Origin of the sequence: Paenibacillus sp. 7541 (genome assembly GCF_002276395.1) — a bacterium.
Taxonomy (GTDB): domain Bacteria; phylum Bacillota; class Bacilli; order Paenibacillales; family Paenibacillaceae; genus Paenibacillus_AQ; species Paenibacillus_AQ campinasensis.
The window spans coordinates 43,893-64,905 of record NZ_NQLZ01000003.1; the positions used below are offsets into that span (position 1 = coordinate 43,893).

Sequence of the window (21,013 nt, forward strand, 5' to 3'; positions counted from 1 at the left end):
GCTGCGTATATGGACATTATCCATCTCTGTCATCTGAGCGAGTCCGACTTGCACCTGCCCGTATATCTGACGTCGGCAGGACAATGGAACCATCAGGACCCTGTTCACCGCCCTGACGGATTCGCTTCTTATCAATGGCTGATGATCCTGTCGGGCGAAGGCGCTGTACATGTGGATGAACGCATTTATTCCGCTAAAGCAGGACAGGCGATCTGCCTGTTCCCGAATGTTCCGCATCGTTATCACGCGATCCAGGAGCCTTGGAAACTGATGTTCATATCGATGGAAGGCAGCCTTTGTCCTACGCTGCTCGCCCAAGCAGGCATTATGAAGTCAGGGGTGTACAACATTCTGAATGCTGACAAGATGCAGGCAGACCTGGCTAACATCATTACCGGGGCGGGTTCGAATGACAATCATACCAACCTGGAATGCTCCAAGCTGCTGTATAGCCTGCTGCTGGATATCCCTTCGCATATTCATGCCACCCAGCATACCAGGCATCAGCATTTCGAGCGGCTACAGCCCGTCACGCGGTACATTAAGGAACACTGCCACCAGCCGTTAACCATCCAGCTGTTGGCGGAACAAGCCGGAATTACGCCTCAATATCTATGTCTCCTGTTCAAAAAAGCGTTTAATATAAGACCGATGGAATACGTCAATCGCGAGCGCATTCAATTCAGTAAGGAGCTTATGGTGTTAGAACCGCAGCTTCAAATTCAAGAGATTGCCAGCAGGTCCGGATTTGAGCATACCAGCTATTATTGTACGGTATTCAAACGATTGGAGGGGATCTCCCCTGAAAAATTCAAGAAATCACACAGCTATTAGTCTAGTCCGATCACTCTGAATCCTTCACACCGCGAACGCATCAAGCGAAAAAAACACCCTCAAGCCGTGTTCATGTCTCGCATGACATGAGAGCACTTGCTTGAAGGTGTAGAAGAAAACCTATGCGTATTTTTCCGAATTATGAATGAAATTGCCGGCCGTCCAGCACCTCTTGCACATAGCCAGCCCGGATGACAAAATCCCCGAAATGCTCGCCTTCGTGCCGATCTTTAGCATAATGGGCAATGATCGCGCGCAGGGAATCCACAATCTCCGTTTCCCCGATGTTCTCTTTATACAGCTTATTCAAGCGGTTGCCTGAGAAACCGCCGCCCAGGTACATATTGTATTTCCCCGGCGCCTTGCCGATGAAGGCAATCTCGGCCAGCATGGGTCTGGCGCAGCCGTTCGGGCAGCCGGTCATTCGGATGACGATATCTTCCTCACGCAGACCGTTCTCCTCCAGAATTTGCTCGATTTTGTCAAGAAGCGAAGGCAAATAGCGCTCCGACTCGGCCATGGCCAGCCCGCATGTAGGCAGGGCAACGCATGCCATCGAATTTCTTCGCAAAGCGGAATCATTCGCTCCATCGGTCAGACCGAATTTCTGGATCAGCTCCATCACTTTTTTCTTCTTGTGGCTTGTAATATTGGCGATAACCAAGTTCTGATTGGCCGTCAGCCGGAAGTCGCCGGTATGAATGCCTGCAATTTCACGAAGTCCGGTCATTAGCGGATAGTCAGGCTCATCCTTGATCCGTCCATTCTGGATGAAGAGTGTGAAATGCCATTTGCCGTTGCTTCCCTTCACCCAGCCATACCGGTCCCCGTTATGATCGAACTGAAACGGCCGTGCCTCCTCCAGCTTGTAGCCGAGGCGGCTGCTGAGCTCATTCACAAACCAGTCGATGCCCCGGTCATCGATCGTATATTTGAAGCGGGCGTGCTTCCGCACGGCACGATCCCCGTAATCGCGCTGGATCATCACCGTTTTCTCCGCCACTTCAATCGTCTGCTCCGGTGTGCAGAAGCCGATCACCTTCCCGACCTGCGGATAGGTTAACGGGTCGCCATGGGTCATCCCCATGCCGCCGCCAACCGTGACATTGAACCCTTTCAGCTGCCCGCCTTCGATGACCGCAATGAATCCGAGATCCTGAGAGAACACATCCACATCATTGGACGGCGGGACAGCTACCCCGATTTTGAATTTCCGAGGCAGATAGACCGGTCCGTAGATCGGTTCTTGCTCCTCATTGTCACGGCTGTCCAGCACCTTCTCGCCATCCAGCCATATTTCGTGATAAGCTCTCGTTCGCGGATCAAGATGATCGCTGATCTTGCGAGCCCATTCATACACTTCGCCATGAATCTCCGATTGATACGGATTCGGGTTGCACATCACGTTCCGGTTCACGTCACCGCAAGCGGCAAGCGTGGATAGCAGCGATTCGTTGACCTCGCGGATCGTATCTTTCAGATTCCATTTCAGCACGCCATGAAGCTGGAAGGACTGCCGCGTCGTCAGCCGGATCGTGCCGTTGCCGTATTTCTGAGCAACGCGATCCATCATCAGCCACTGCTCTGGTGTCACAACACCGCCGGCAGCCCGCACGCGCAGCATGAACTGATAGGCAGGCTCCAGTTTCTGCTTCTGTCTCTCGTTACGCAGGTCCCGGTCATCCTGCATATAGCTGCCATGGAATTTCATCAACCGGTTGTCATCCTCCGGAATTGAACCGGTGATCGGGTCCTGCAGCGTCTCCTCCAGACTGCCCCGCAAATAGTTGCTTCGACGTTTAATATCCTCAACATCACTGTGAGGCGCGCTATTCGGTGAAACTAAATTATTATCTGACATTGCTCTGTACTCCTCTCGCGGCCTGGAATGATGATTTAATATACATCCCGCTGATAACGTTTCTGCTGCTGCATCAGGCTTACATACTCCGCCGCTTTCTCCGGGCTCATTCCGCCCTCCCGCTCAATGATAGCAGTTAGTGCGGCATGCACGTCGTGGGCCATTCTCTTCTCATCGCCGCATACATAGACATAAGCCCCTTCTTCCAGCCACTGATACAGCTCTTTGCTCTTCTCCAGCATCCGGTGCTGAACATATACCTTCTTGTCGGTATCCCGTGAGAAAGCAACATCCATGCGTGTCAGCACGCCATCCTTCAGCCAGCGCTGCCATTCAATCTGATACAGGAAATCCGTTGAGAAATGCTGATCTCCATAGAAGAGCCAGTTCTTCCCTTGCGCGCCGCTCTCCTCCCGCTCGCCGACAAATGCCCGGAACGGAGCCACTCCGGTCCCCGGCCCGATCATAATAATCGGCGTGTCCGGGTTAGCTGGCAGCTTGAAGTTCGGATTATGCTGCACGAATACCGGCAGCTTGTCGCCGATCTGCGCCCGCTCGGCGAGCTGGACGGAGCAGACGCCGTAACGGTTGCGGCCATGCGCCTCATATCGTACTGTACGGACAGTCAAATGCACTTCATCCGGATAAGCGGACGGACTGCTTGCAATCGAATAGAGACGGGCCGGAATTTTGCGCAGCGTGGTAACAAACTCCGATGCAGCGATTCCTTTCAGCCCGTAATCCTGAACCAGGTCAAGCAGATCACGCTCCTGGATATAAGCTCGCAGCTCCGCTTCACGTCCGGCCGACAGAAGCTCCTGCAGACCGCTGTTTCCTGTCAGCTTCGCCACCTGCTCGATGAGCGGCTTGGTAAGCACCGTAATCTCATAATGACGAAGAAGCGCTTCACGAAGCGGACGCTCGGTTCCATTCTTGTCCGTGGCAACCGCTTCTTCCCCTCTCCAGTCCATCGCCGTGATCAGATCTTCTACAAGCTGCGGATGATTCTCCGGATAAACTCCCAGGCTGTCCCCTGGTTCATACTGCAGATTGGAGCCTTCCAGCGACAGCTCGAGATGTCGGGTTTCGCGTTCGGAACCGCGGCCGTTCAGATTCAAATTCTCCAGAATCTCCGCCTGAAACGGATGGCTTCTGGAATACTCCGATTCTGCCGACGCACTCAGGGATGCAGCGCTGATAGCGGTTGGCGCTGCTGTTCCCGGTGCTGCCGTAAGCTCTGTCAGCGATTGAAGCACGCGGTTGATCCATTCGGCAGCCGGCTCGTCAAAGTCCACATCACAATCGACGCGAGGCGTCAGCCGCTTGCCGCCCAGCTCTTCCAGCCGTTTGTCAAAGTCCTTGCCGGTTTGACAGAAAAATTCATAGGATGTATCTCCCAGCGCCAGAACGGAATACGCCAGATGATCCAGCTTCGGCGCCCGCTTGCTGTGCAGAAATTCATAGAATGAAATCGCATTGTCCGGCGGCTCCCCTTCGCCATGCGTACTGACAAGCAAGAGCAGATTTTCTACTTTTTTCAGGGCGTTCGTTTTGAAGTCACTCATTGAAGACAGCGTCACCTGAAAGCCTTGCTCTTCCAGCTGCTTCGATAATTTCTTGGCCAGTCCATGGCAATTTCCGGTCTGGGAACCGAACAACACCGTCACATCTTTAGAAACAGCAGGAGCCACAGGGGCCGGGCTGATCTGCGATGTTGGCACAGCCACCGTCGCGATCCCTGCAGCCGTTCCTTGCAGGGCAGTGATATAGCCGCACAGCCAGGTGCGCTGAGCCTCAGTCAGCGTAGGCAGCAGCCGATTCAGCAGCTCCACCTGCTCCTGATTAAAAGGGCTGTTCGTTACTTGAAGTTCCAACAGTATCCACCTCACGTAGCAAGCATAATTAATTCCAAGTAATACGATACACTTTATAATATTGCTCTCTTGAACCTATCATAGCTGGAGAAATCGGTCAATTCGAATGTTTTTATAGCTTTTATCAGTTCTACTGATAAATAGAGCAGGCATGAAAAAAGGAGCTGTTTCCGGCAAACATCTGCCAGAGACAACTCCTTCCACATCCCACAATAATAGAGATGATTGTATTGCAATGTTAATCTTCAAATGAATAAGTCCAGAAACGCTCAGTTCCAAAGCGACGAACAATTTCTTGCTGCTGCAGCTTCTTCGGCCCGAGCAGCTCGGCAGCCTGGAACTGGGACTTATGAGCCTGGATCGACTGCATCTTTTGCTCCAAAAATGATTTGACATCCACCAGCACATCCGGTTTCCCGAGCTCTTCCTCACAGTTGTTGGAGAAGGCGATGCCGTATACGGTCGGTCTCCGGTCTTTCGGCAAGCGCTGAATCGTCCGGACGACGGCCGCGCCGGTAGCATCATGGTCCGGATGCACGCTATAGCCTGGATAGAAAGTAACGACCAAGGAGGGCTTAATCTCCTCCAGCAGCGAATGAATGACGCCATCGAGCTTGTCTTGATCTTCAAACTCGATCGTTTTGTCGTGAAAGCCGAGCATTCGCAGATCCTGAATGCCGATCGCCCGGCATGACGCTTCCAGCTCCGCCTTGCGGATGGTCGGCAGTGTAACCCGATTCGCAAACGGTGGCACGCCCATGTTGCGGCCCATTTCTCCCAAGGTCAGGCAGGCATATGTCACCTTCGCCCCTTCGCTTACGTATTTAGCCAACGTTCCCGACAACCCGAACGCTTCATCATCCGGGTGGGGCAGAACTACCAATATATTTTGTGTCATGATTTCATCTCCTCTTTACTCAGAAAGGCTCCCGGCTAAGTTGCAGGGCGACTACGAGCTTGCCTTGGGTATCGTGACCGGCCATGATCAGCCTTTCCTTGTCGTTCTGCTCATAATGTGTAAGTCCCTCTGCATAGATCCATCCCTTCTCCATCTTCAGACCGACTCGGTACGGACCGTTGCCGGAAATGGAGCCGTGGGCGTAGCGGATCACGGCGTTGGTGATGAAGTTGGCGGCCGGATGCTTGCTGCTGTCATAATGGGCTGCATAAGCGCCAGTGGTCATCTCCAGATGCACATATACATCCTGATTTTTAAGTTTATCAATCATCTGTTGGACGTCGTCCACATGAATAATCTCCATAATTCCCCTCCGTATATCATGAGCTGATTGCCATCAGACTTGCCGCCGGGCATCCGCACAACTAAACAGTGCAAGGACTAAAAAGCCATACAGCGGACCGGCAACACCTTCGACTAGAACAAGCCCATTCGTAATGCTAAGTATCCTTATCTTAGTATCGGCAATTGCAGGACGAATGTCAACGCAACCTTGCGTACACTACTATATAAGCTGCATCTTGTGCAACATGAAAAAGCGCCTCTGTAAGATCAACGATCTTGCAGAGGCGCACCCTTGGATGCCTTGCATGTATGCAATATTACAGTTCCGGAATTTCGATCTCCACTTCCTTCTTCGCCAGCGAGGAACGCAGAATGCCGTCCAGTATCGCCTGGTTCCGCAAAATTTGCTCGCCAGGAATCGGGGCGGGCTTTCCTTCGCGCACCGCGTCCACAAAATCCTTGATCTTCTCTTCGAATACGTTCACCTGATGCTGAATGAGCGGAATTCCGCTTTCCGTATGGTGGCCCTGAATGTCATGGAACAGGGAAATGGAGCCCACTCTTCCATCCCAAACACCGCTCCAAGGCCCCGTCCCGGCCGGCGTGATCTTCATACCGGCGTCCGTACCGAGAAACATCGTTGCGCCCAGCGTATCCATATGCATCGCCCAGGCTGTTTTGAAGTTGAGCACCAGATCCCCTTCAAATCGGATGATGGCAACGCCGAAATCTTCCACATCAAATGCACTGGCTTCTTTATGATATTTCGGATTCGTACCAAAATAATTGGAAGTGTAAGCCGATACGGTCAGCGGCTTAGGGTAGCCTAGCGCATTCAGCGCCAGATCAAGCGAGTAGCAGCCGATATCCGCCATGGCGCCTGCACCGGCAATTTCCTGGCGAACGAACGTGCCGCCCGGCATGCCGCGGCGGCGTCCGCCCCCGGTTTCCACGTAGTATACTTTTCCAAGCTCACCGTTCTGGATCAGCTGCTGGATGATGCCCATGTTCGGGTCATAGCGCGGCTGAAAACCGACGTTCAGCATTTTGCCTGTCTCTTTAGAGACCTGCACCATCTCGATCGCCTCGTCCAGCGTGACAGACATCGGCTTCTCCAGCATGACATGCTTGCCGGCAGACAGCGCATCCTTCGTTGTCGTGTAGTGAGCGACGTTCGGCGTACAGATGCTGACCCCATCCAGATCCAGTTCCAGCAGCTTGCGATGATCGTCAAAGCCTACCGTTCCTTCTAGGCCCCAGCGCTCAATGAACTGTTCCGCCCGGCCCGGCATAATATCAGCGACCCCTACAATTTCAACATCTTCAATCTTTTTGTAGTGCTTGACATGCTCTCCGGCAATACCGCCGCTTCCAATAATTCCAATACGAATTGTCTTGCCCATCTCTATGGTTTCCTCCTATGCTCTGGCATTCATTTTTCGGTAGGTGGACGGTGTGAATCCATACCGCTTGCGGAAGACCGTATGCAAATAGCTTCCACTTGAAAAGCCTTCATGCAGCGCAATCTTGTCAATCGGCCAGTTCGTCTCCACAAGTCGGCGGCATACGGCTTCAAGGCGCACATTCTCCAGCACTTCGCTGAAGGAATGGCCCCCGGCCTGTTCCTTAAATATTCGCTGCAGCTGTCTGGAGCTGATATGCAGCTTCTCTGCAACATCCTCAAGCACGACCTCGCCCGAAGAATTGGCATGGATATATTCCAACGCCAATTGATACCGGTATGCCTTCATATCCCGGGAAGGCAGCTCAGCCTCCATCGGCTCCGATGCATAGGCGCGCACAGCACGGAGCAGTATTTGAATGATGCAGTGCTTGATCGTGGTGTACAGACCAGCGAATTTATGCTGGGAGGCCTGATAGGCCTCAAGGAAATAGGGCATCGCCCGATGCGTATCCATCGTCGGCTTCAGCGGAAGCGAACCCAGCTGTTCCATGCAATCCTTCGCTTCGGATGCCTCCCACGGATCAACAAGCGGCAGCCCCTTCGCCTGATCCGTCTCCTGCTCGGCCAGATTAATAATGTCAACATGCAGACATAATTCTTCCATCGGTTCCTTCAGGTCCGCCTCCTGATAGTGCAAGACATTCGGACCGGTCAGGTAGAACATGCCTTCCCGCAGGGCATAGGGCTCATCCTCGATAATTACCGTGCCTTTGCCCCGGGGGATGAAATGAAATTCAAATTCGGCATGCTTATGAAACGATACGATCTTCCCTGGAGGAAAGGTCGTCAGATGAAACCGGAGGACACGGATTTCATATTGGCCCCAATGCACCCGCAAATCCAAACGCTCCAGCGCATCCTGACGCTCCTGCATTACCTCATAAGGAAAATTGTTCATGCAGTAACCATCCTTATCTAAATGAAAAGCTGTTAACCCTTTAGTTCATCCAGGCGGACATTCCGATGTCCGCTCGCGGAAAGGTTGGCGGCCTCCATCAGCTTGGTCAGCTCGACGGCATGCGCGATATTCTCTTCCGCTACTGTATTTTCTTGAATATGAGCGATCCATTGCTCAAATGCGCTCAGACGGTTGTCCGGAACCGGCAGCTCTACCCAGCTGCTGCTGTACTCCTCTTTCTCCGATGTGCGAATCAACAGCTGGCTGTCCGGCGTACCGTACAGGATAGTTCCCTTCGTACCATGAATCTCAATAGCGAACGGAGAGAAGTTGTTCACGAATCCCGCTTCGACAATACCTACCGCGCCGGATGCCGTAGTGAGCGTAGCAACCGCGTTGTCCTCTACTTCCTTACCGGTCACGTAACCGAAAGAAGCGTTCACCTCAACAGGGGATTCACCCAGGAACAGACGGGTCAGATACATCGGATGACAACCGAGATCGATCAGCGCGCCCCCGCCGCATTCCGCCAGTCCGAAGAAATGCTCCGGCAGCCATCCGGCTGTAGCGCCGTTGTGAGACAAGCGCGAGCGGACAAGCGTCACCTTGCCAAGCAGTCCTTCCTTCAGAATATCCTGAATGGCCAGTGTATAACCGTCGTTCAGTCTCGGCAGGGAAACCGTCAGCTTCACCTGGTTTTTCTGTACGGCTTCTATAATTTCATTAACCTCAGCCAGCGTCGGAGCGATCACTTTCTCTGTGAAAATATGTTTGCCTGCATTCGCAGCCTTCACCATCACTTCACGGTGCATCGATGTCGGCGCATCCACGATCACCCCGTCGATATCTTCACGGGCCAGCATTTCGTCTAGCGATTCAAAGAAAGGAACGCCCTGCTTATCCGCAGCTTCCTTGCCGCGCGCCGGGTTCTCATCCCATACCGCCACGATTTGCGCATCCGGATGTGCCTCCGCCTGCTTCGTATAATCCCATGCATGAACATGCCAATAACTAATCTTTCCGATTCTAATCATTACAGTCACCTCAGTATTCAATATTAAGACATCTTGCCCTTAATCTATCACACGAATAACTGATTTTACAGTATAACATTGCGACAGATTTATTAGATATGGCGACAATAGGATTCAGAACAAGCTAGAAAGCCTTATAGAATCAGGCATGTTACTTGGGCTTGCACAGGATAAACCAAGCCGGAAAACGGGCAAGTCCAGCCTCCGTTCCCCGGCCCTAGATTTCAGATTATGGCTTGATATGCAGGACAGACGAAATGGTAGATCCAGACTCTAAATGCCCAGCCGATTGCGAAGAGAAGCGATATGCGCGATATGATGATTGCCATGCCAGGCGTACATGCCGGTTGTATAATCCAGCGTGACAGCTTGCTCTGTCTCCGGGTGATAGAAGGTTCGTTTGAAATCGTCGTCGGACATCGAATGAAGCATCGTCACCCATCGCTGATGAATCCCTTCCATTAGCGCCAGGGACGTGCCGATCTCCCCGGTCCTGGAATCCGGAAGTTCAGCCCACTTCTGCTCCAGATACGGCTTAATGACCGGCTGATCCTCCGTCAGCGCCAATTTAAAACGAATGTACGCATTCATATGGCTGTCTGCCATATGATGGACAACCTGACGAACGGTCCAGCCGCCTTCCCGGTACGGGGTATCCAGCAGCTCCGGGCTCAAACCGGCGACAGTTGCCGCAAGCTTGGCCGGCGTATCCTCAATTTCGCGAATCCATATTTGCCTTTGGGATGCCGTAATCTCGCCATTCACCCGAAATGTACCAATCGGATATCTTACATCCATTGTGGACAGCTCCTTTGCACCTCTTGTTATCCATGATCTGGTGTACACGCTGTACTCTTATTCTATTATATCGCTCGCCCTTTTTGAACCATGTATCCGGTGCTATCCGCCCGCAGCCTCGGATTTTTTCTTGCGCTTCTGCTTTCGCAGCCGATTGTGCAGAAACAAAGCGACGAGCAAGAAAGCGATGGCGATAAAGAACGCCTTCAAATAAAATTCAATCAGATTCAATATGTACTGCCACTGCTCCCCGAAAATGTAACCGAGACCGAAAAAAAATGCGACCCATGACAGGACGCCCGCATATCCGTATAGCATAACCGTGCGGTATGGCACTCGGATGATCCCGATAAAGTAGCCGATAAACTGCCTCACACCCGGGATAAAAAAACTGATAAGCAGCAGCTTGTTGCCGTACTTATCGTAGTAAAGCTGCGTCTTCTGGATAAGGGACGGCTTCAGGAACAACCATTTGCCATAGCGCTCAATGAGCGGCATGCCCAGCTTATACCCTAACAAATAAGTGACCGTCAGCCCGGCGACTGCCCCGAACACGGCGCTGAGAAACGCGGGTGCAGGACCCATAATCCCTTTATAAGCCAAGAAACCGGTATAGGTTAACGTGCTGTTTCCCGGCGGGATAGGAAGTGCAATAAAATCTAGCGGGAGCCCGATCAAGAGCACCAGATAACCGTACTGCTCGAACAGACCTTCCACCACTTCGAACAAATTCATTCCGGATAAACCCCTTCTATTCAAGACCAGCTGTCTCTGTTAATGGTTCATATATTGGCTGGAATAAGCCTCCCTGTTTAACGCTTCATAGCTCGGCGCAACGGCTCCCGTCCATTGTGCGGATCGCCGGAAACTATGCTGGATCGCCAGCAACCGTCTCAATACGGACAGTGCGGATTCCTTATGTGTAAAGACTGCCGCTTTCCTCTCCATATCACCCAGCGCCCTCGGATTCATAATCAATCGGAGCAACTGCTGCTGCAGCTCTCCTTCCATCGCCTGCCGCGCTACGCCAATGCCGACCAAGTAATCGGCATTGTCCTGCTCCTGACCGGGCAGCGGCTTGAACAGCAGCATCGGGCGCTCCATCGTCAGCGCCTCCGACACGGTCAATCCGCCCGCCTTCGTCACGATCAGATCGGCTACGGCCATCAGCTCGTGCATGCGATCCACATAGCCCATAATCCGGGTCTGCGGATGCTCCCCAAGCTCCTCCTGGAGCAAATGATACAGCTTCACATTGCGCCCGCATATGATGATGAACCGGATATCAGGCGAATAGGCGCCTGAATTGATCAGCTCGGTAACCTCTTTATCGATCATGCCCTCGCCCCCGCCCATGATCAGAACGACCCGATGGCAGGAAGTCAGCCCATATTGACGGCGAAGCGCGTGCCGATTAACAGGCTGGCTGAATACGGGATGGACCGGTATGCCAGTCACCGATATTTTGGAAGCCGGGATGCCTTTGTTCAGCAGTGCCTTCTGCACCACCTCAGAGCCGACCATATAGTGATCGGTATGCGAATGAATCCAGTAGCTATGATCCGTATGATCCGTAATGACCGTCGCGGTCGGCACCGAGGTCAGCCCCATCGCTTTCAGCATCGCAACGGCCGCGGCAGCCGGCGGGAAAGTGCTTACGATCACCGCAGGCTTCACCTCTTCGAGCAAGTCGCTGATTTTGTGCAAATTAAAGGAAGAGAGCCGTCTCAGCAGCTGTATCAGTCCGCTGTCATCACGCGTCTTTTGAAACAAATAACCGTACACGGAAGGGAAGTGCTTCATCCATTGGACAAAAAAGTATTGGCCTGCCGTATGCAGCTTCGGGTGCGTCAGTTCCATATAATCGACGACTTTAACGCTGAGATGAGGGTAATTTCTTTTGGCTGACTCCACAATGGCCTTCGATGCCTGGTTATGTCCCTCTCCCAGACTTCCGGTCAATATTAAAATATCGTGCTCATTCATGGATTTCATAAATAACTCCTTATCCAACGTTATAATATTTCTTGAATTGCACCGAACCAAAATTCCACAAGCCGTCCTGAATGGCGCTTATCCCGGCACAATTTATTCGCCTGCCGGAACATCCGCACCTCCGGCCGTTTCCTGCACACCCTTAGCTTCAGCTCCCGTACGTTTCTGTCTGTGCTTCTTCACCAGCCGCACCGCGAACCATATGCCCCCGATCAATACACCAAGCCCCAGCATAATGAAGGTCAGGACGTGATCGACCATATTCTCTGCTGCTCTTCCATATACGTAGAATAAACCGCCGACCGCATAAAATTTTGCCGCACGGCCGAGCGCCGCATAGGCAATCAGCTTCCACAGCGGGTATTTCAGACAGCCGGACAAAATGGTGAAAATTTTAAACGGGATCGGCGTAAACGCACCGACCAGGATCGCGGCCTCGCCATGCTTGGTAAACAGTGCGGTCGCAGAATCATGCCATTTCTTCTTCATCATCTTGCTCAGTACAAGCGTCCCCGACGCTCTGCCGATTCCATAGCCGATGGGCGTTCCGATAATACAGCCGATAAATCCGATGGTCGCCAGCCATATCGCCCGTTCCGGTGACAATGTGCTTAATGAAATCTGGGAGAACAAGGCCGGAATCGGGAAAATGATCGCATCGATCATCGCATGAATAAACAGTCCAATATCCCCTAAATTACGTAGAAAATCCATCGGTTGGCAACCCCTCTTTGGCAGTTCCTTCTGTCCTCTATTTGACCCATCCCCCACTGTTCCTCTCTTTTGTCCGTCATCACTAATGCAAGGATACCATGACATCAAGAGCATGGCTTCCGACTTCGGACGATAATCATCCTGGACTTAGGTCTAGCTGTCAACCCGCCCCATATGCATAAACGAGCAATAGAGCAATTAAGTTTGAAATTGGTTCTAACCAAAATACAGCTCGGTCTCATTCGCAGGACCAAGCTGTACATGCCTCATCATATAAAATTGAGAATAGCGCCAACCTCGCTTACCGATTTCACAATATGGTCAGCCTGGGACAAGTCCTGGTTACCGGAATTCGGGTTGACGAACCCGATGCACGTCATCCCGGCAGCCTTCGCGGCAGCCACACCGTGACGTGCATCCTCCAGCACCATGCAGTGCTGAGGCTCTACCCCGAGCAGCTCTGCCGCCTTCAGATATACATCCGGCGCTGGCTTGCCCTTCTCCACCTCTTCTCCGCTGACAACGGCATCAAAATGATCCTGAAGGCCAAACTTGCGCAGCACAGCCTCAATAAATACCGGCGGTGACGATGACGCAATCGCGGCGGGAATTCCGTTTGCCTTCAGCGCATCCAGCAGCTCGCGAATCCCCTCGATCGGCTCCATCTCCTTGGAGGTAAGAATGCTAATTTTGTTTGATAATTGATATTCAATAATTTCCGATACCGATTGCGTCAACCGGTATTCATCCTTAATGGAAGCCCACATCTCGGGATTGGTCATGCCCACGTATTGCTCCAGCTTTTCGCGGGTAATGCTGGTCCCAAAATCATTCATCACCTGGATGTCCACCTCAAAATGCAGCGGTTCGCTGTCAATAATGACCCCGTCCATATCAAAAATAAAAGCTTTCAGCATAGTTAATCTCTCCCTCTCTCCTATGTCTCTACGCCCTGGAAGGGCTTGTATTGCCTTGCGAATGCGTCGCTCCCGCCAGAATCGGAACAAGCTCTTCCAGCCGCTGAATCTCATACGTTGGCTGAACGTCGGAATGATTCGGCTTGCGCCCGGGATTATACCAGCAAGTGTCGATGCCGTACCGGCTGCCTCCCGCGATATCCGATGTCAAGGAGTCTCCTACGATCAACACCTCTTGCCGATCCGGAAACCCCAGCTTGTCAAAAGCAAAATCAAATATGGCCGGGTGCGGCTTCTGAGAACCCGCGTCTTCGGAGACGACAATGCATTCAAACGCATCGCACAGTTCGGATCTTCCGATACGGCTCAGCTGCACCTCCTTGATCCCGTTCGTAATGATTGCCATTCGCTGTCCGCCCGCTTGCAGCTGGCTGCACAATTCAGCCGCCCCGTCTATCAGAAAGGCGCCTTCGCCTAAATACTTGATATAGGCCTGGCTAAACGCTTCTGCATCGATAGCTTCCGACAACCGGTGCTCGGCCACCAGCCGCTCGAACCGCGCTGTTCGCAGCTGCTGCTGCGTGATGCTCCCCTGCTCGAATGCCTTCCACAGCTCCTGATTGATCCGTCTGTAGCTGTCTACAAGCAGCGGCGTGCATTCCAGCTTCATCTCCTGAAAAGCCGAAGTCAGCGCATGAGCCTCTGCTTTAGTATAATCAAACAATGTTTCGTCTGCGTCAAATAAAACTACGTTGTAACGCAAAGCTCCGCTCCCCCCTGCCAATTCGCTTCCCTAATCAGCTTACTATATTCCATGATATGAAAAAAGCCATTGCATTAGCCCAGGTAATGCAATAGCTTGTAGAAAGTCCGGAATTATCCGATACGTAGCAGTTCTTCAATATCGGCAAATTGCTCCTGATCCAACCGCTGCTTGTGAAGCCCGCGATCGTCTGAATATAAGCGATAGGCTCCGGCGTGCGGGGCGCTTCGGATCACCTTGAACTCGGTTCCGCGAACAACCAGAGCACAGTGATTATCCAGCCCGATGCCGATGGACGGTTCTCCTCCGCTCAGCATCCACTGATCAAACCGGCTGCGATATTCCTCTTCATTATAGTGAGGACAGAATGCGGCAGGGATAAGGCCAAGCCCTTGAAGGCACTGCCGCCCCTGCTGTTCTTGCGCATCTTCAAGGTTCATTTCAGAATCGTACGCTTCGCTAAACCAGCAGATCGCCCCAGCACTAAGGCCTGACAGCACAACCCCCGCTTCATACGCCTCTTTCAAAGCCTGGTCCACGCCATGTTCACGCCAGACGCTGAGCATCATCTTGGTGACGCCGCCCCCGACATAGACCAGGTCGGATGACATGATCTTGCTTTGCATCTCCGCAGGCGTTGTTGCGCCGTCCAGCAAGTACAAAATATCGGTCTGACAACCAAGCTGCTCACCGTACACCCGCTGAAATGCTTCAATATATCCCTGCGCTTCATAGCTGGCCGTCGGAATGAAGAGCGCCTTCGGCTCCTTTTTGCCCGCTGACTGGACAATATATTGGTCTATCGCCAATGTTTCAGACTTGTTCAGCTCTCCTCCGCCAATCGCAATCATTGTGCCCATCTTGATTGTCCTCACTTTCATAATGCAATATGTAATGTTCACTCGGGGACACGCCGAATCGATCCGAAACCGAACGCACCCCCATAGCCATAGTATGTAGCCAGTCCCATCAACTGACAAGATAAAATCTGTTATACTGAGTTCGGCAACATCTAAAATCACGAACAGGCGGGGGATATTCATGAAATTGGAGCGTCTGATCTCCATCATCTACAAGCTGCTCAACCACGATGTTCTGTCTGCCTCCAAGCTGGCCGAGGAGTTCCAGGTTTCCCAGCGGACCATCTATCGCGATATCGATGCGATCTGTGCTGCGGGATTCCCGGTGGTGTCGTATCAGGGAACGAACGGCGGCTACGGCATGATCGACGGATATAAAATGGACCGGACCTTACTCGGCTCCTACGATGTCAACACCCTGATCACTGTGCTCCAAGGCCTCTCCACCGTGTTCGAAGACGAACGGGTGAATGGAACGATTGAGCGGCTGCAGACGATCGGGCCGGAGCACCGGACAATGAATCTGTCCGTCGATTTCGAGAATCTCCAGACCGACCCGGAGGCACTCCGCCAATTGCGCGAGGCCATTACGGAGCGTCATGTCGTCCGGTTTGATTATATTAATGCGAACAATGAGCGCCTAACCCGTCACATCGAACCGCTCAGGCTCCACTTCAAACACCGGAACTGGTACGTTTACGGTTATTGCCGAGTGCGGCAGGATTACCGCGAATTTCGTCTATCCCGCATGCTGAACTTCACACGCACCCAGGACATATTCGAGCCGCATCCCGAGATGCTGAATGAGGCAGCTGAGGCTGCTGTCTCTGAACAGCAACAACAAGATCAATGGAAAGAGGTTGTGCTCCAGGTCAAGCCGGATGCACTGGCAGAAGTGATGGATCAGTTTCGCCAAGGAGACAAGCAATTTCATCCCGATGGCAGCATGACCATCCGGATTCCGGTGCATGAGCCTCTGAAAGCACGCTGGCTGCGCAGCATTCTGCTCAGCTTCGGCAGCGGAGTCGAAGTGCTGGAGCCCACCGAGCTGCGCGGCGTCCTGAGAGAGGCGCTGCACAATACACTCAAACTTTATGAAGAAGTATGACGGTCCGTTGTCATACTTCTTTTTATATGATGGCATAGCAACGACCCATTTGATGGACAAAGAAAAGGAGACGATTACGATGATTAATCCATCCGCAGAAATGTTCGAGTATCACAGCTGGGCTAACCGCACCATTCTAGGCAGAATCCATGAGCTTCCCTCCACTGTGCTGCACCAAGAGGTGAACAGCTCATTCCCGACCATCGCCCACGCGCTTAGCCATATCTACGCGGTAGACACGATGTGGTATATGGTGTTAACAGGGACGGAGATGCCCGAGGCGCTGCAAGCCTGCATTCCTCTGAACAGTCAGGTTCTCGATTCTGTAGAGGAATATGGAATTGCTTATGATGCATTGACCGCCCAGTACCGGGAGTGGCTGCAAAGCGAGCCTGAATGGGAGCAGACGCTATTGCTAAACAATCCGTTCGCGGCCCCTCGGCATACCCGCCTCTCGGAAATTATGCTGCATGTGGTCAATCACGGGACATATCACCGGGGCAATGTCTCTACCATGCTGCGGCAGCTCGGCCATGCTTCCATCCAGAACGATTATTCGCTATTCTGGTATCAGGAGAATACGCAAACCCTTCAACCATGATGAATGCTCATCCCCTCTTAACGGTAACAACGAGGGAAGCGCTGCGAGCATGGCTGCAGCAACATTGCAGAACGGAAACTTGCTGCTGGGTCCTGGTCAGCATGAAGCCAACACCGGATACGATCTTATACTTGGATGCGGTTGAGGAAGCGTTATGCTATGGATGGATCGATGGAACCAAGAAGAAAATCTCTGAAACAGCGCTGGCCCAAAGGCTGTCCCCGCGCAGCAAAAACAGCTCATGGACCGAGCTGAATACAGAGCGGGTGCGGCGGCTGGAAAAGCTGGGACTGATGACAGACGCGGGCAGAGACGTTCTGCCTGATATGCGCCCCGAGGCTTTCACCATCGACGAGGATATCCAGCGAAGGCTGAAAGAGGACATGCAGGTGTATACAAACTTTATGGCATTTCCGGATCTGTACAAGCGAGTTCGAATCGATACGATTCAGAGTTATAAATACCAGCCGGAGCTATTCGAGCGCAGACTGGACAAGTTCATCACCAACACAAGAGACAACCGCATGTACGGACAGTGGCATGACGATGGACGACTGCTCGGGGATGAGGTTACATTGTCCACGCCGTAGTTGCTACCCTCTTCCAGCAAATCGCCCTTCATCCAAAGGCAAAACCAGGCCTCCTGCATCGCCCTAACTTCGCGCATGCCGGAGGCCGCTCCCGTTATCGGTGTATCACAATTATCCGCACAGTTGTCGGATGTATCACTACGATCCAGACCGTTCATCCATCCCCGTCCATCTCCTCATCCCGGGTGGATTACACCATCTTGTTACATCTGCCCTGCTTCAAGCTCAATGCCCTTCAGATCCCCAGTTTTCCTCCACTCCATATAAATACGTTCATTAAAGTCTCTCTGTTCTGCATGATCTTCCGCTCTTCGCTCGATCTCCTGAAAGCCCAGCTTTCGGTACAGCCGGATGGCCGTTTCGTTGCGGTCGGTGACTTCCAGCACATAGCGCCTGTAAGGAAGCTCTTCCATAACATAATGCATCAGGGACGTGGACACCCCTCTGCCGCGAGCCCGCTCTAATGTAGCCACACACTCAATATAACCGGTATCATCATCATAAGGCAGAGGGGAATTAAATTCGCCGCTCATCACGTTGTAAGCAAGCTCCCCTGTATTTATGCCAAAAGCCTCCTGCAAAGGCTGAAGCTCCACCGGCATCGCCCTCAACTTATTGCTCGAGCATCCCGCCATTCCCACAATCACGCCTGACTCCTCGGCCAGATAGAGCGCTTCCGGGGAGAATAAACGCTTAAAGGCCGATTTCAAGATTGAACGATCCCGGGTAAAGTACGACAATTCGTTGTAGTAACCGTCCACAAATACCTCGGCCACCTCATCCCGCACATCCCGTTCCGCGTCAGCCATGCGGATGATTCGCAGTCCTTTCATACGCTTCACATTCCTTCCTAAAGACATTCATCGCTGTTCACGCATTCGATGGTTTGCGGCGGAGTAACGTTCCTGCTCCGCTGATGCCTATCGCTTCCTCTCCATCGGCATGCTAGCTTCTCCTCCCCATCATAACGCGGATGATGGCAGTGCAAACACCTTCCGGGGATCCAGTTCGTGCTCCGCCCTGAGACTGAATTGCTGCCGTCTCGTCCGACGTCCGGGCGTTGTGACGCCGAGAATCGGTCCACCACAATATAAGATCAACGCCCCGCTCTCTCCTGCTCAAGGCAGAAAGGATCGGGGCGTTGATCGCCACATCACGTGTCAAGCAACATGATCGGTACGTATAACTGTTTTTCACACAACCGTCTGTCATAGTTTCCGCCCCATCTCGAATTTGAGCAGAATGGAGTCACACCGTTTCACTTTCACAGCTTCCATCCTCCATGGTTCATGCCGCCTACAATAGGTTTCGCTTACGGCTCAAACCCCTTCTGGCTCACCCATAATTGCGATGCCGGAAAAACCTCGCTAAACCGCTTATAGACACGCTCATATGCGGAGGGGTGATACCAGTCTTCCAGGCCAAGCTTGTCATATAGCGGCTTGATCGGCAGCTTCTGCGTACGCTTGCCGCCACTGCCGTCACCCATATAATAATCGTCAATGCACACCCGGTTGACCAAGGGGCGCAGCAGCTCCGGGAAAGCTTCCGAACTCGGCAGCACGGGGGCAATGGCTGCCTGGGTAGGCACCCCCGCTTCCTTCAACAGCTCCAGCGTCTTGATCCGTGCCTGAATCGGCGGCGCCGAAGGCGTGAAATGCTTGCGGATGTCATCGCGATCCGTCTCCACCGTCATGCTCACCCTGACGCGATCCTTCAGCGCCTTCAGCAGCTCAATGTCGCGCCGAACGAGCGGGCTTCGCGTCTGTACGAGCAGAAAGTCAGGCGGTTCCTCGACCATGACCTCCAGCAACCCGCGCGTCACACACGCCGTCGCCTCGATCGGCTGATACGGATCCGTGCTGGAAGACATGAAAATCGTGACCGGCCCTTTCGCCTTGGCTCGTTTCAATTCCTTGCGAAGCAGCGGTGCTGCTTCAAGCTTCACGTCCACCCACTGGCCCCATTCCTGCGCACGAAACAGCGAGACCGGCATTTGCCTGACATAGCAGTAGGAGCAGGCATAACTGCAGCCCGTGTAAGGATTCAAGGTGTGGCTGTAGCCGTTCAGAAATCCGGTGCCTTTATTCAGCAATGTCTTCGGCGTCTTGTATGCTGTTTCCAATTCCATGAGCCCCTCCTCCTTCCTCAGCTGTGCTGCCTATGTTCTGCTCGCGCCTGTCCATACGACACCACTGCACTGCGCATTATCCCAGCGCGGTGTTTCCCCGCATGGGTAGCGGCTGATCGACCACAGATCAGCGCGTCTCAAGCGCCAGCAGGCGCCCCTTCATCTCCAGCCCGCCGCGATACCCGGTCAGCGCGCCGTTCTTGCCGATGACCCGGTGGCAAGGAATCCGGATCAGCAGCGGGTTAGCCCCGATGGCTGCTGCCACGGCCCTTACGGCACTCGGCCTGCCGATATCATTCGCAATCTCGGTATAAGTTAGCGTCCGGCCGTAAGGAATGTCGTTCAGCGCATGCCACACCTCCGTCTGAAACGGCGTGCCCTTGCAGTCCACAGCCGCCTCAAACCGAAGCCGGTTCCCTTGAAAGTATTCGATCAATTCCATCGTGTACGGTTCCAGCTTCGAATCATTTTGCTGTAATGTCCGCCCCGGGAAGCGAGCCGCCAACCATGCGCTCATTTCCTCATAGGGGCTGTCCTGGGATCCAATATAACAAAGGCCCTTGCCTGTCGCTGCGAGGTAAATCCTCCAGTCGTCATGGACCAGCCGGGTCCAGAATACATCATCATCGTTAGCAGGCATTCCAAACGCCCCCTTTTCAAGTTCCGGAATTGTCATGTAATTTGCGATAGCTGGACGGGGTCAGCCCCGTCTTCTTCTTAAACAGGGTGATGAAATAGGCCGAATTCTCAAGACCCACCTCACGTCCGATTTCCGCCACCGTTTTGCCGGAGTCTGCCAGCAGCTGCCTCGCCCTATCCATGCGGACATCCTGTATATATTCCAGCGGGGTCCGCCCTTGAATCCGTTTGAACGTCCGGTGCAAATGATACGGGCTTCCATGGCTGACAGTCGCCAGCACATCCAGGGTCAACGCCTCGTGACAATGGCGGTGAATATAATCGGTGATCCGCTGAATCCATTCCTGGTCCGGGGAATGCACATCGGCCGGCTTACAGCGCTTGCATGGTCGGAAGTTCCCATCGATCGCTTCCGTACAAGTCGCAAAGATTCACACATGCTCTCTTTTGGGCGGTCTGGACTTGCAGGATGGTCTGCAAAATATGCCGGTCGACTGAACCGCATAAAAAAATTGCCCGTCATAGTCCGAGTCGCATCGGATGATCGCGTTCCACTGCTCCTCTGCCGGTCTTGATCCGGTCGCCATATCGCTCACCTCCGGTACCATTATACCCGCAAGCAAGGGCTGCCGCACGGGTTTCGAAATAGAAGCGCAAGATCGCAAAATGCAATAATGGCCGAAGTTGT

At 52.9% G+C, this 21,013-nt stretch carries 23 protein-coding genes; 4 read left to right on the plus strand and 19 right to left on the minus strand.

All coding sequences use genetic code 11. From position 1 onward, the window contains the following. Window positions 1-9 precede the first annotated feature (9 nt). Window positions 10-834 (plus strand): AraC family transcriptional regulator, encoded by an 825-nt coding sequence (locus CHH75_RS02050; protein ID WP_095265370.1) that lies wholly within the window; start codon window positions 10-12, stop codon window positions 832-834. A gap of 139 nt (window positions 835-973) precedes the next feature. Here the strand turns inward: CHH75_RS02050 and cysI are convergent, their stop codons facing one another. From cysI to CHH75_RS02120, 14 genes are all read right to left on the minus strand, one after another. Next, window positions 974-2,695, minus strand: a complete 1,722-nt coding sequence (cysI, locus tag CHH75_RS02055) for an assimilatory sulfite reductase (NADPH) hemoprotein subunit (RefSeq protein ID WP_095265371.1) — start codon at window positions 2,693-2,695, stop codon at window positions 974-976. A gap of 35 nt (window positions 2,696-2,730) precedes the next feature. Then, window positions 2,731-4,569 carry an assimilatory sulfite reductase (NADPH) flavoprotein subunit gene (locus CHH75_RS02060; protein ID WP_095397340.1) on the minus strand — a complete coding sequence of 613 codons (1,839 nt, stop codon included), beginning with the start codon at window positions 4,567-4,569 and terminating at the stop codon, window positions 2,731-2,733. A 238-nt stretch (window positions 4,570-4,807) separates the two neighbouring features. After that, a complete protein-coding gene (gene bshB2 / locus CHH75_RS02065) occupies window positions 4,808-5,467 on the minus strand; it encodes a bacillithiol biosynthesis deacetylase BshB2 (RefSeq protein ID WP_095265373.1) in 660 nt (219 codons plus the stop codon). Window positions 5,468-5,486: 19 nt separating this feature from the next. Then, a complete protein-coding gene (locus CHH75_RS02070) occupies window positions 5,487-5,831 on the minus strand; it encodes a YojF family protein (protein WP_095265374.1) in 345 nt (114 codons plus the stop codon). A 298-nt stretch (window positions 5,832-6,129) separates the two neighbouring features. Beyond that, the gene (locus CHH75_RS02075; protein WP_095397341.1) at window positions 6,130-7,215 is read right to left on the minus strand and encodes a Gfo/Idh/MocA family protein; all 1,086 of its coding nucleotides are present in this window, start codon (window positions 7,213-7,215) and stop codon (window positions 6,130-6,132) included. Between the two features lie 15 nt (window positions 7,216-7,230). Next, entirely contained in the window at window positions 7,231-8,175 is a 945-nt protein-coding gene (locus CHH75_RS02080) for an AraC family transcriptional regulator (protein WP_095397342.1), read from the minus strand. Between the two features lie 32 nt (window positions 8,176-8,207). Continuing rightward, window positions 8,208-9,209 (minus strand): Gfo/Idh/MocA family protein, encoded by a 1,002-nt coding sequence (locus CHH75_RS02085; protein WP_095397343.1) that lies wholly within the window; start codon window positions 9,207-9,209, stop codon window positions 8,208-8,210. Between the two features lie 273 nt (window positions 9,210-9,482). Continuing rightward, the gene (locus CHH75_RS02090) at window positions 9,483-10,007 is read right to left on the minus strand and encodes a YfiT family bacillithiol transferase (protein WP_095265378.1); all 525 of its coding nucleotides are present in this window, start codon (window positions 10,005-10,007) and stop codon (window positions 9,483-9,485) included. 102 nt (window positions 10,008-10,109) lie between these two features. Next, window positions 10,110-10,742, minus strand: a complete 633-nt coding sequence (locus CHH75_RS02095; protein WP_095265379.1) for a DedA family protein — start codon at window positions 10,740-10,742, stop codon at window positions 10,110-10,112. Window positions 10,743-10,781: 39 nt separating this feature from the next. Beyond that, window positions 10,782-12,002 (minus strand): MGDG synthase family glycosyltransferase, encoded by a 1,221-nt coding sequence (locus CHH75_RS02100; protein WP_095397344.1) that lies wholly within the window; start codon window positions 12,000-12,002, stop codon window positions 10,782-10,784. Window positions 12,003-12,095: 93 nt separating this feature from the next. Beyond that, window positions 12,096-12,716, minus strand: coding sequence for a YqaA family protein (locus tag CHH75_RS02105; protein WP_095397345.1), 621 nt, complete (start codon window positions 12,714-12,716; stop codon window positions 12,096-12,098). 269 nt (window positions 12,717-12,985) lie between these two features. Next, on the minus strand, window positions 12,986-13,633 hold the full coding sequence (locus CHH75_RS02110) for an HAD family hydrolase (protein ID WP_095265382.1): 648 nt from the start codon (window positions 13,631-13,633) through the stop codon (window positions 12,986-12,988). A gap of 28 nt (window positions 13,634-13,661) precedes the next feature. After that, a complete protein-coding gene (locus CHH75_RS02115; protein ID WP_095265383.1) occupies window positions 13,662-14,396 on the minus strand; it encodes a YjjG family noncanonical pyrimidine nucleotidase in 735 nt (244 codons plus the stop codon). A 113-nt stretch (window positions 14,397-14,509) separates the two neighbouring features. Further along, complete coding sequence (locus CHH75_RS02120; protein ID WP_176475433.1) at window positions 14,510-15,256, minus strand: Type 1 glutamine amidotransferase-like domain-containing protein; 747 nt, start codon at window positions 15,254-15,256, stop codon at window positions 14,510-14,512. Between the two features lie 181 nt (window positions 15,257-15,437). On the opposite strand from CHH75_RS02120, the gene CHH75_RS02125 reads away from it, so the two are divergent. From CHH75_RS02125 to CHH75_RS02135, 3 genes are all read left to right on the plus strand, one after another. Beyond that, window positions 15,438-16,364 (plus strand): helix-turn-helix transcriptional regulator, encoded by a 927-nt coding sequence (locus CHH75_RS02125; protein ID WP_095265385.1) that lies wholly within the window; start codon window positions 15,438-15,440, stop codon window positions 16,362-16,364. An 82-nt stretch (window positions 16,365-16,446) separates the two neighbouring features. Then, window positions 16,447-16,965 carry a DinB family protein gene (locus tag CHH75_RS02130; RefSeq protein ID WP_095397356.1) on the plus strand — a complete coding sequence of 173 codons (519 nt, stop codon included), beginning with the start codon at window positions 16,447-16,449 and terminating at the stop codon, window positions 16,963-16,965. Beyond that, window positions 16,965-17,555 carry a YdeI/OmpD-associated family protein gene (locus CHH75_RS02135; protein ID WP_095397357.1) on the plus strand — a complete coding sequence of 197 codons (591 nt, stop codon included), beginning with the start codon at window positions 16,965-16,967 and terminating at the stop codon, window positions 17,553-17,555. Before CHH75_RS02130 ends, CHH75_RS02135 begins: the two co-directional genes overlap by 1 nt. A gap of 203 nt (window positions 17,556-17,758) precedes the next feature. Here the strand turns inward: CHH75_RS02135 and CHH75_RS02140 are convergent, their stop codons facing one another. From CHH75_RS02140 to CHH75_RS25505, 5 genes are all read right to left on the minus strand, one after another. Continuing rightward, window positions 17,759-18,388, minus strand: a complete 630-nt coding sequence (locus CHH75_RS02140; protein ID WP_095397347.1) for a GNAT family N-acetyltransferase — start codon at window positions 18,386-18,388, stop codon at window positions 17,759-17,761. Window positions 18,389-18,867: 479 nt separating this feature from the next. After that, a complete protein-coding gene (locus CHH75_RS02145; protein WP_095265387.1) occupies window positions 18,868-19,686 on the minus strand; it encodes an SPL family radical SAM protein in 819 nt (272 codons plus the stop codon). Between the two features lie 127 nt (window positions 19,687-19,813). Further along, window positions 19,814-20,326 carry a methylated-DNA--[protein]-cysteine S-methyltransferase gene (locus CHH75_RS02150; RefSeq protein ID WP_095397348.1) on the minus strand — a complete coding sequence of 171 codons (513 nt, stop codon included), beginning with the start codon at window positions 20,324-20,326 and terminating at the stop codon, window positions 19,814-19,816. A 16-nt stretch (window positions 20,327-20,342) separates the two neighbouring features. After that, a complete protein-coding gene (locus CHH75_RS25500) occupies window positions 20,343-20,687 on the minus strand; it encodes a helix-turn-helix domain-containing protein (RefSeq protein ID WP_369680140.1) in 345 nt (114 codons plus the stop codon). A 69-nt stretch (window positions 20,688-20,756) separates the two neighbouring features. Beyond that, window positions 20,757-20,912, minus strand: coding sequence for an Ada metal-binding domain-containing protein (locus CHH75_RS25505; RefSeq protein ID WP_369680141.1), 156 nt, complete (start codon window positions 20,910-20,912; stop codon window positions 20,757-20,759). Window positions 20,913-21,013 lie beyond the last annotated feature (101 nt).

Excerpts from the sequence above, each read along its gene's own strand:
- bshB2 (WP_095265373.1), bottom strand. The coding sequence starts at position 5,467 with ATGACACAAAATATATTGGTAGTTCTGCCCCACCCGGATGATGAAGCG.
- CHH75_RS02145 (WP_095265387.1), bottom strand. The coding sequence starts at position 19,686 with ATGGAATTGGAAACAGCATACAAGACGCCGAAGACATTGCTGAATAAA.
- CHH75_RS02075 (WP_095397341.1), bottom strand. The coding sequence starts at position 7,215 with ATGGGCAAGACAATTCGTATTGGAATTATTGGAAGCGGCGGTATTGCC.
- CHH75_RS02085 (WP_095397343.1), bottom strand. The coding sequence starts at position 9,209 with ATGATTAGAATCGGAAAGATTAGTTATTGGCATGTTCATGCATGGGAT.
- CHH75_RS02110 (WP_095265382.1), bottom strand. The coding sequence starts at position 13,633 with ATGCTGAAAGCTTTTATTTTTGATATGGACGGGGTCATTATTGACAGC.
- CHH75_RS02080 (WP_095397342.1), bottom strand. The coding sequence starts at position 8,175 with ATGAACAATTTTCCTTATGAGGTAATGCAGGAGCGTCAGGATGCGCTG.
- cysI (WP_095265371.1), bottom strand. The coding sequence starts at position 2,695 with ATGTCAGATAATAATTTAGTTTCACCGAATAGCGCGCCTCACAGTGAT.
- CHH75_RS02150 (WP_095397348.1), bottom strand. The coding sequence starts at position 20,326 with ATGCCTGCTAACGATGATGATGTATTCTGGACCCGGCTGGTCCATGAC.
- CHH75_RS02120 (WP_176475433.1), bottom strand. The coding sequence starts at position 15,256 with ATGGGCACAATGATTGCGATTGGCGGAGGAGAGCTGAACAAGTCTGAA.
- CHH75_RS02050 (WP_095265370.1), top strand. The coding sequence starts at position 10 with ATGGACATTATCCATCTCTGTCATCTGAGCGAGTCCGACTTGCACCTG.
- CHH75_RS02105 (WP_095397345.1), bottom strand. The coding sequence starts at position 12,716 with ATGGATTTTCTACGTAATTTAGGGGATATTGGACTGTTTATTCATGCG.
- CHH75_RS02135 (WP_095397357.1), top strand. The coding sequence starts at position 16,965 with ATGAATGCTCATCCCCTCTTAACGGTAACAACGAGGGAAGCGCTGCGA.
- CHH75_RS02070 (WP_095265374.1), bottom strand. The coding sequence starts at position 5,831 with ATGGAGATTATTCATGTGGACGACGTCCAACAGATGATTGATAAACTT.
- CHH75_RS02090 (WP_095265378.1), bottom strand. The coding sequence starts at position 10,007 with ATGGATGTAAGATATCCGATTGGTACATTTCGGGTGAATGGCGAGATT.
- CHH75_RS02125 (WP_095265385.1), top strand. The coding sequence starts at position 15,438 with ATGAAATTGGAGCGTCTGATCTCCATCATCTACAAGCTGCTCAACCAC.
- CHH75_RS25505 (WP_369680141.1), bottom strand. The coding sequence starts at position 20,912 with ATGGCGACCGGATCAAGACCGGCAGAGGAGCAGTGGAACGCGATCATC.
- CHH75_RS02095 (WP_095265379.1), bottom strand. The coding sequence starts at position 10,742 with ATGAATTTGTTCGAAGTGGTGGAAGGTCTGTTCGAGCAGTACGGTTAT.
- CHH75_RS02100 (WP_095397344.1), bottom strand. The coding sequence starts at position 12,002 with ATGAAATCCATGAATGAGCACGATATTTTAATATTGACCGGAAGTCTG.
- CHH75_RS02140 (WP_095397347.1), bottom strand. The coding sequence starts at position 18,388 with ATGAAAGGACTGCGAATCATCCGCATGGCTGACGCGGAACGGGATGTG.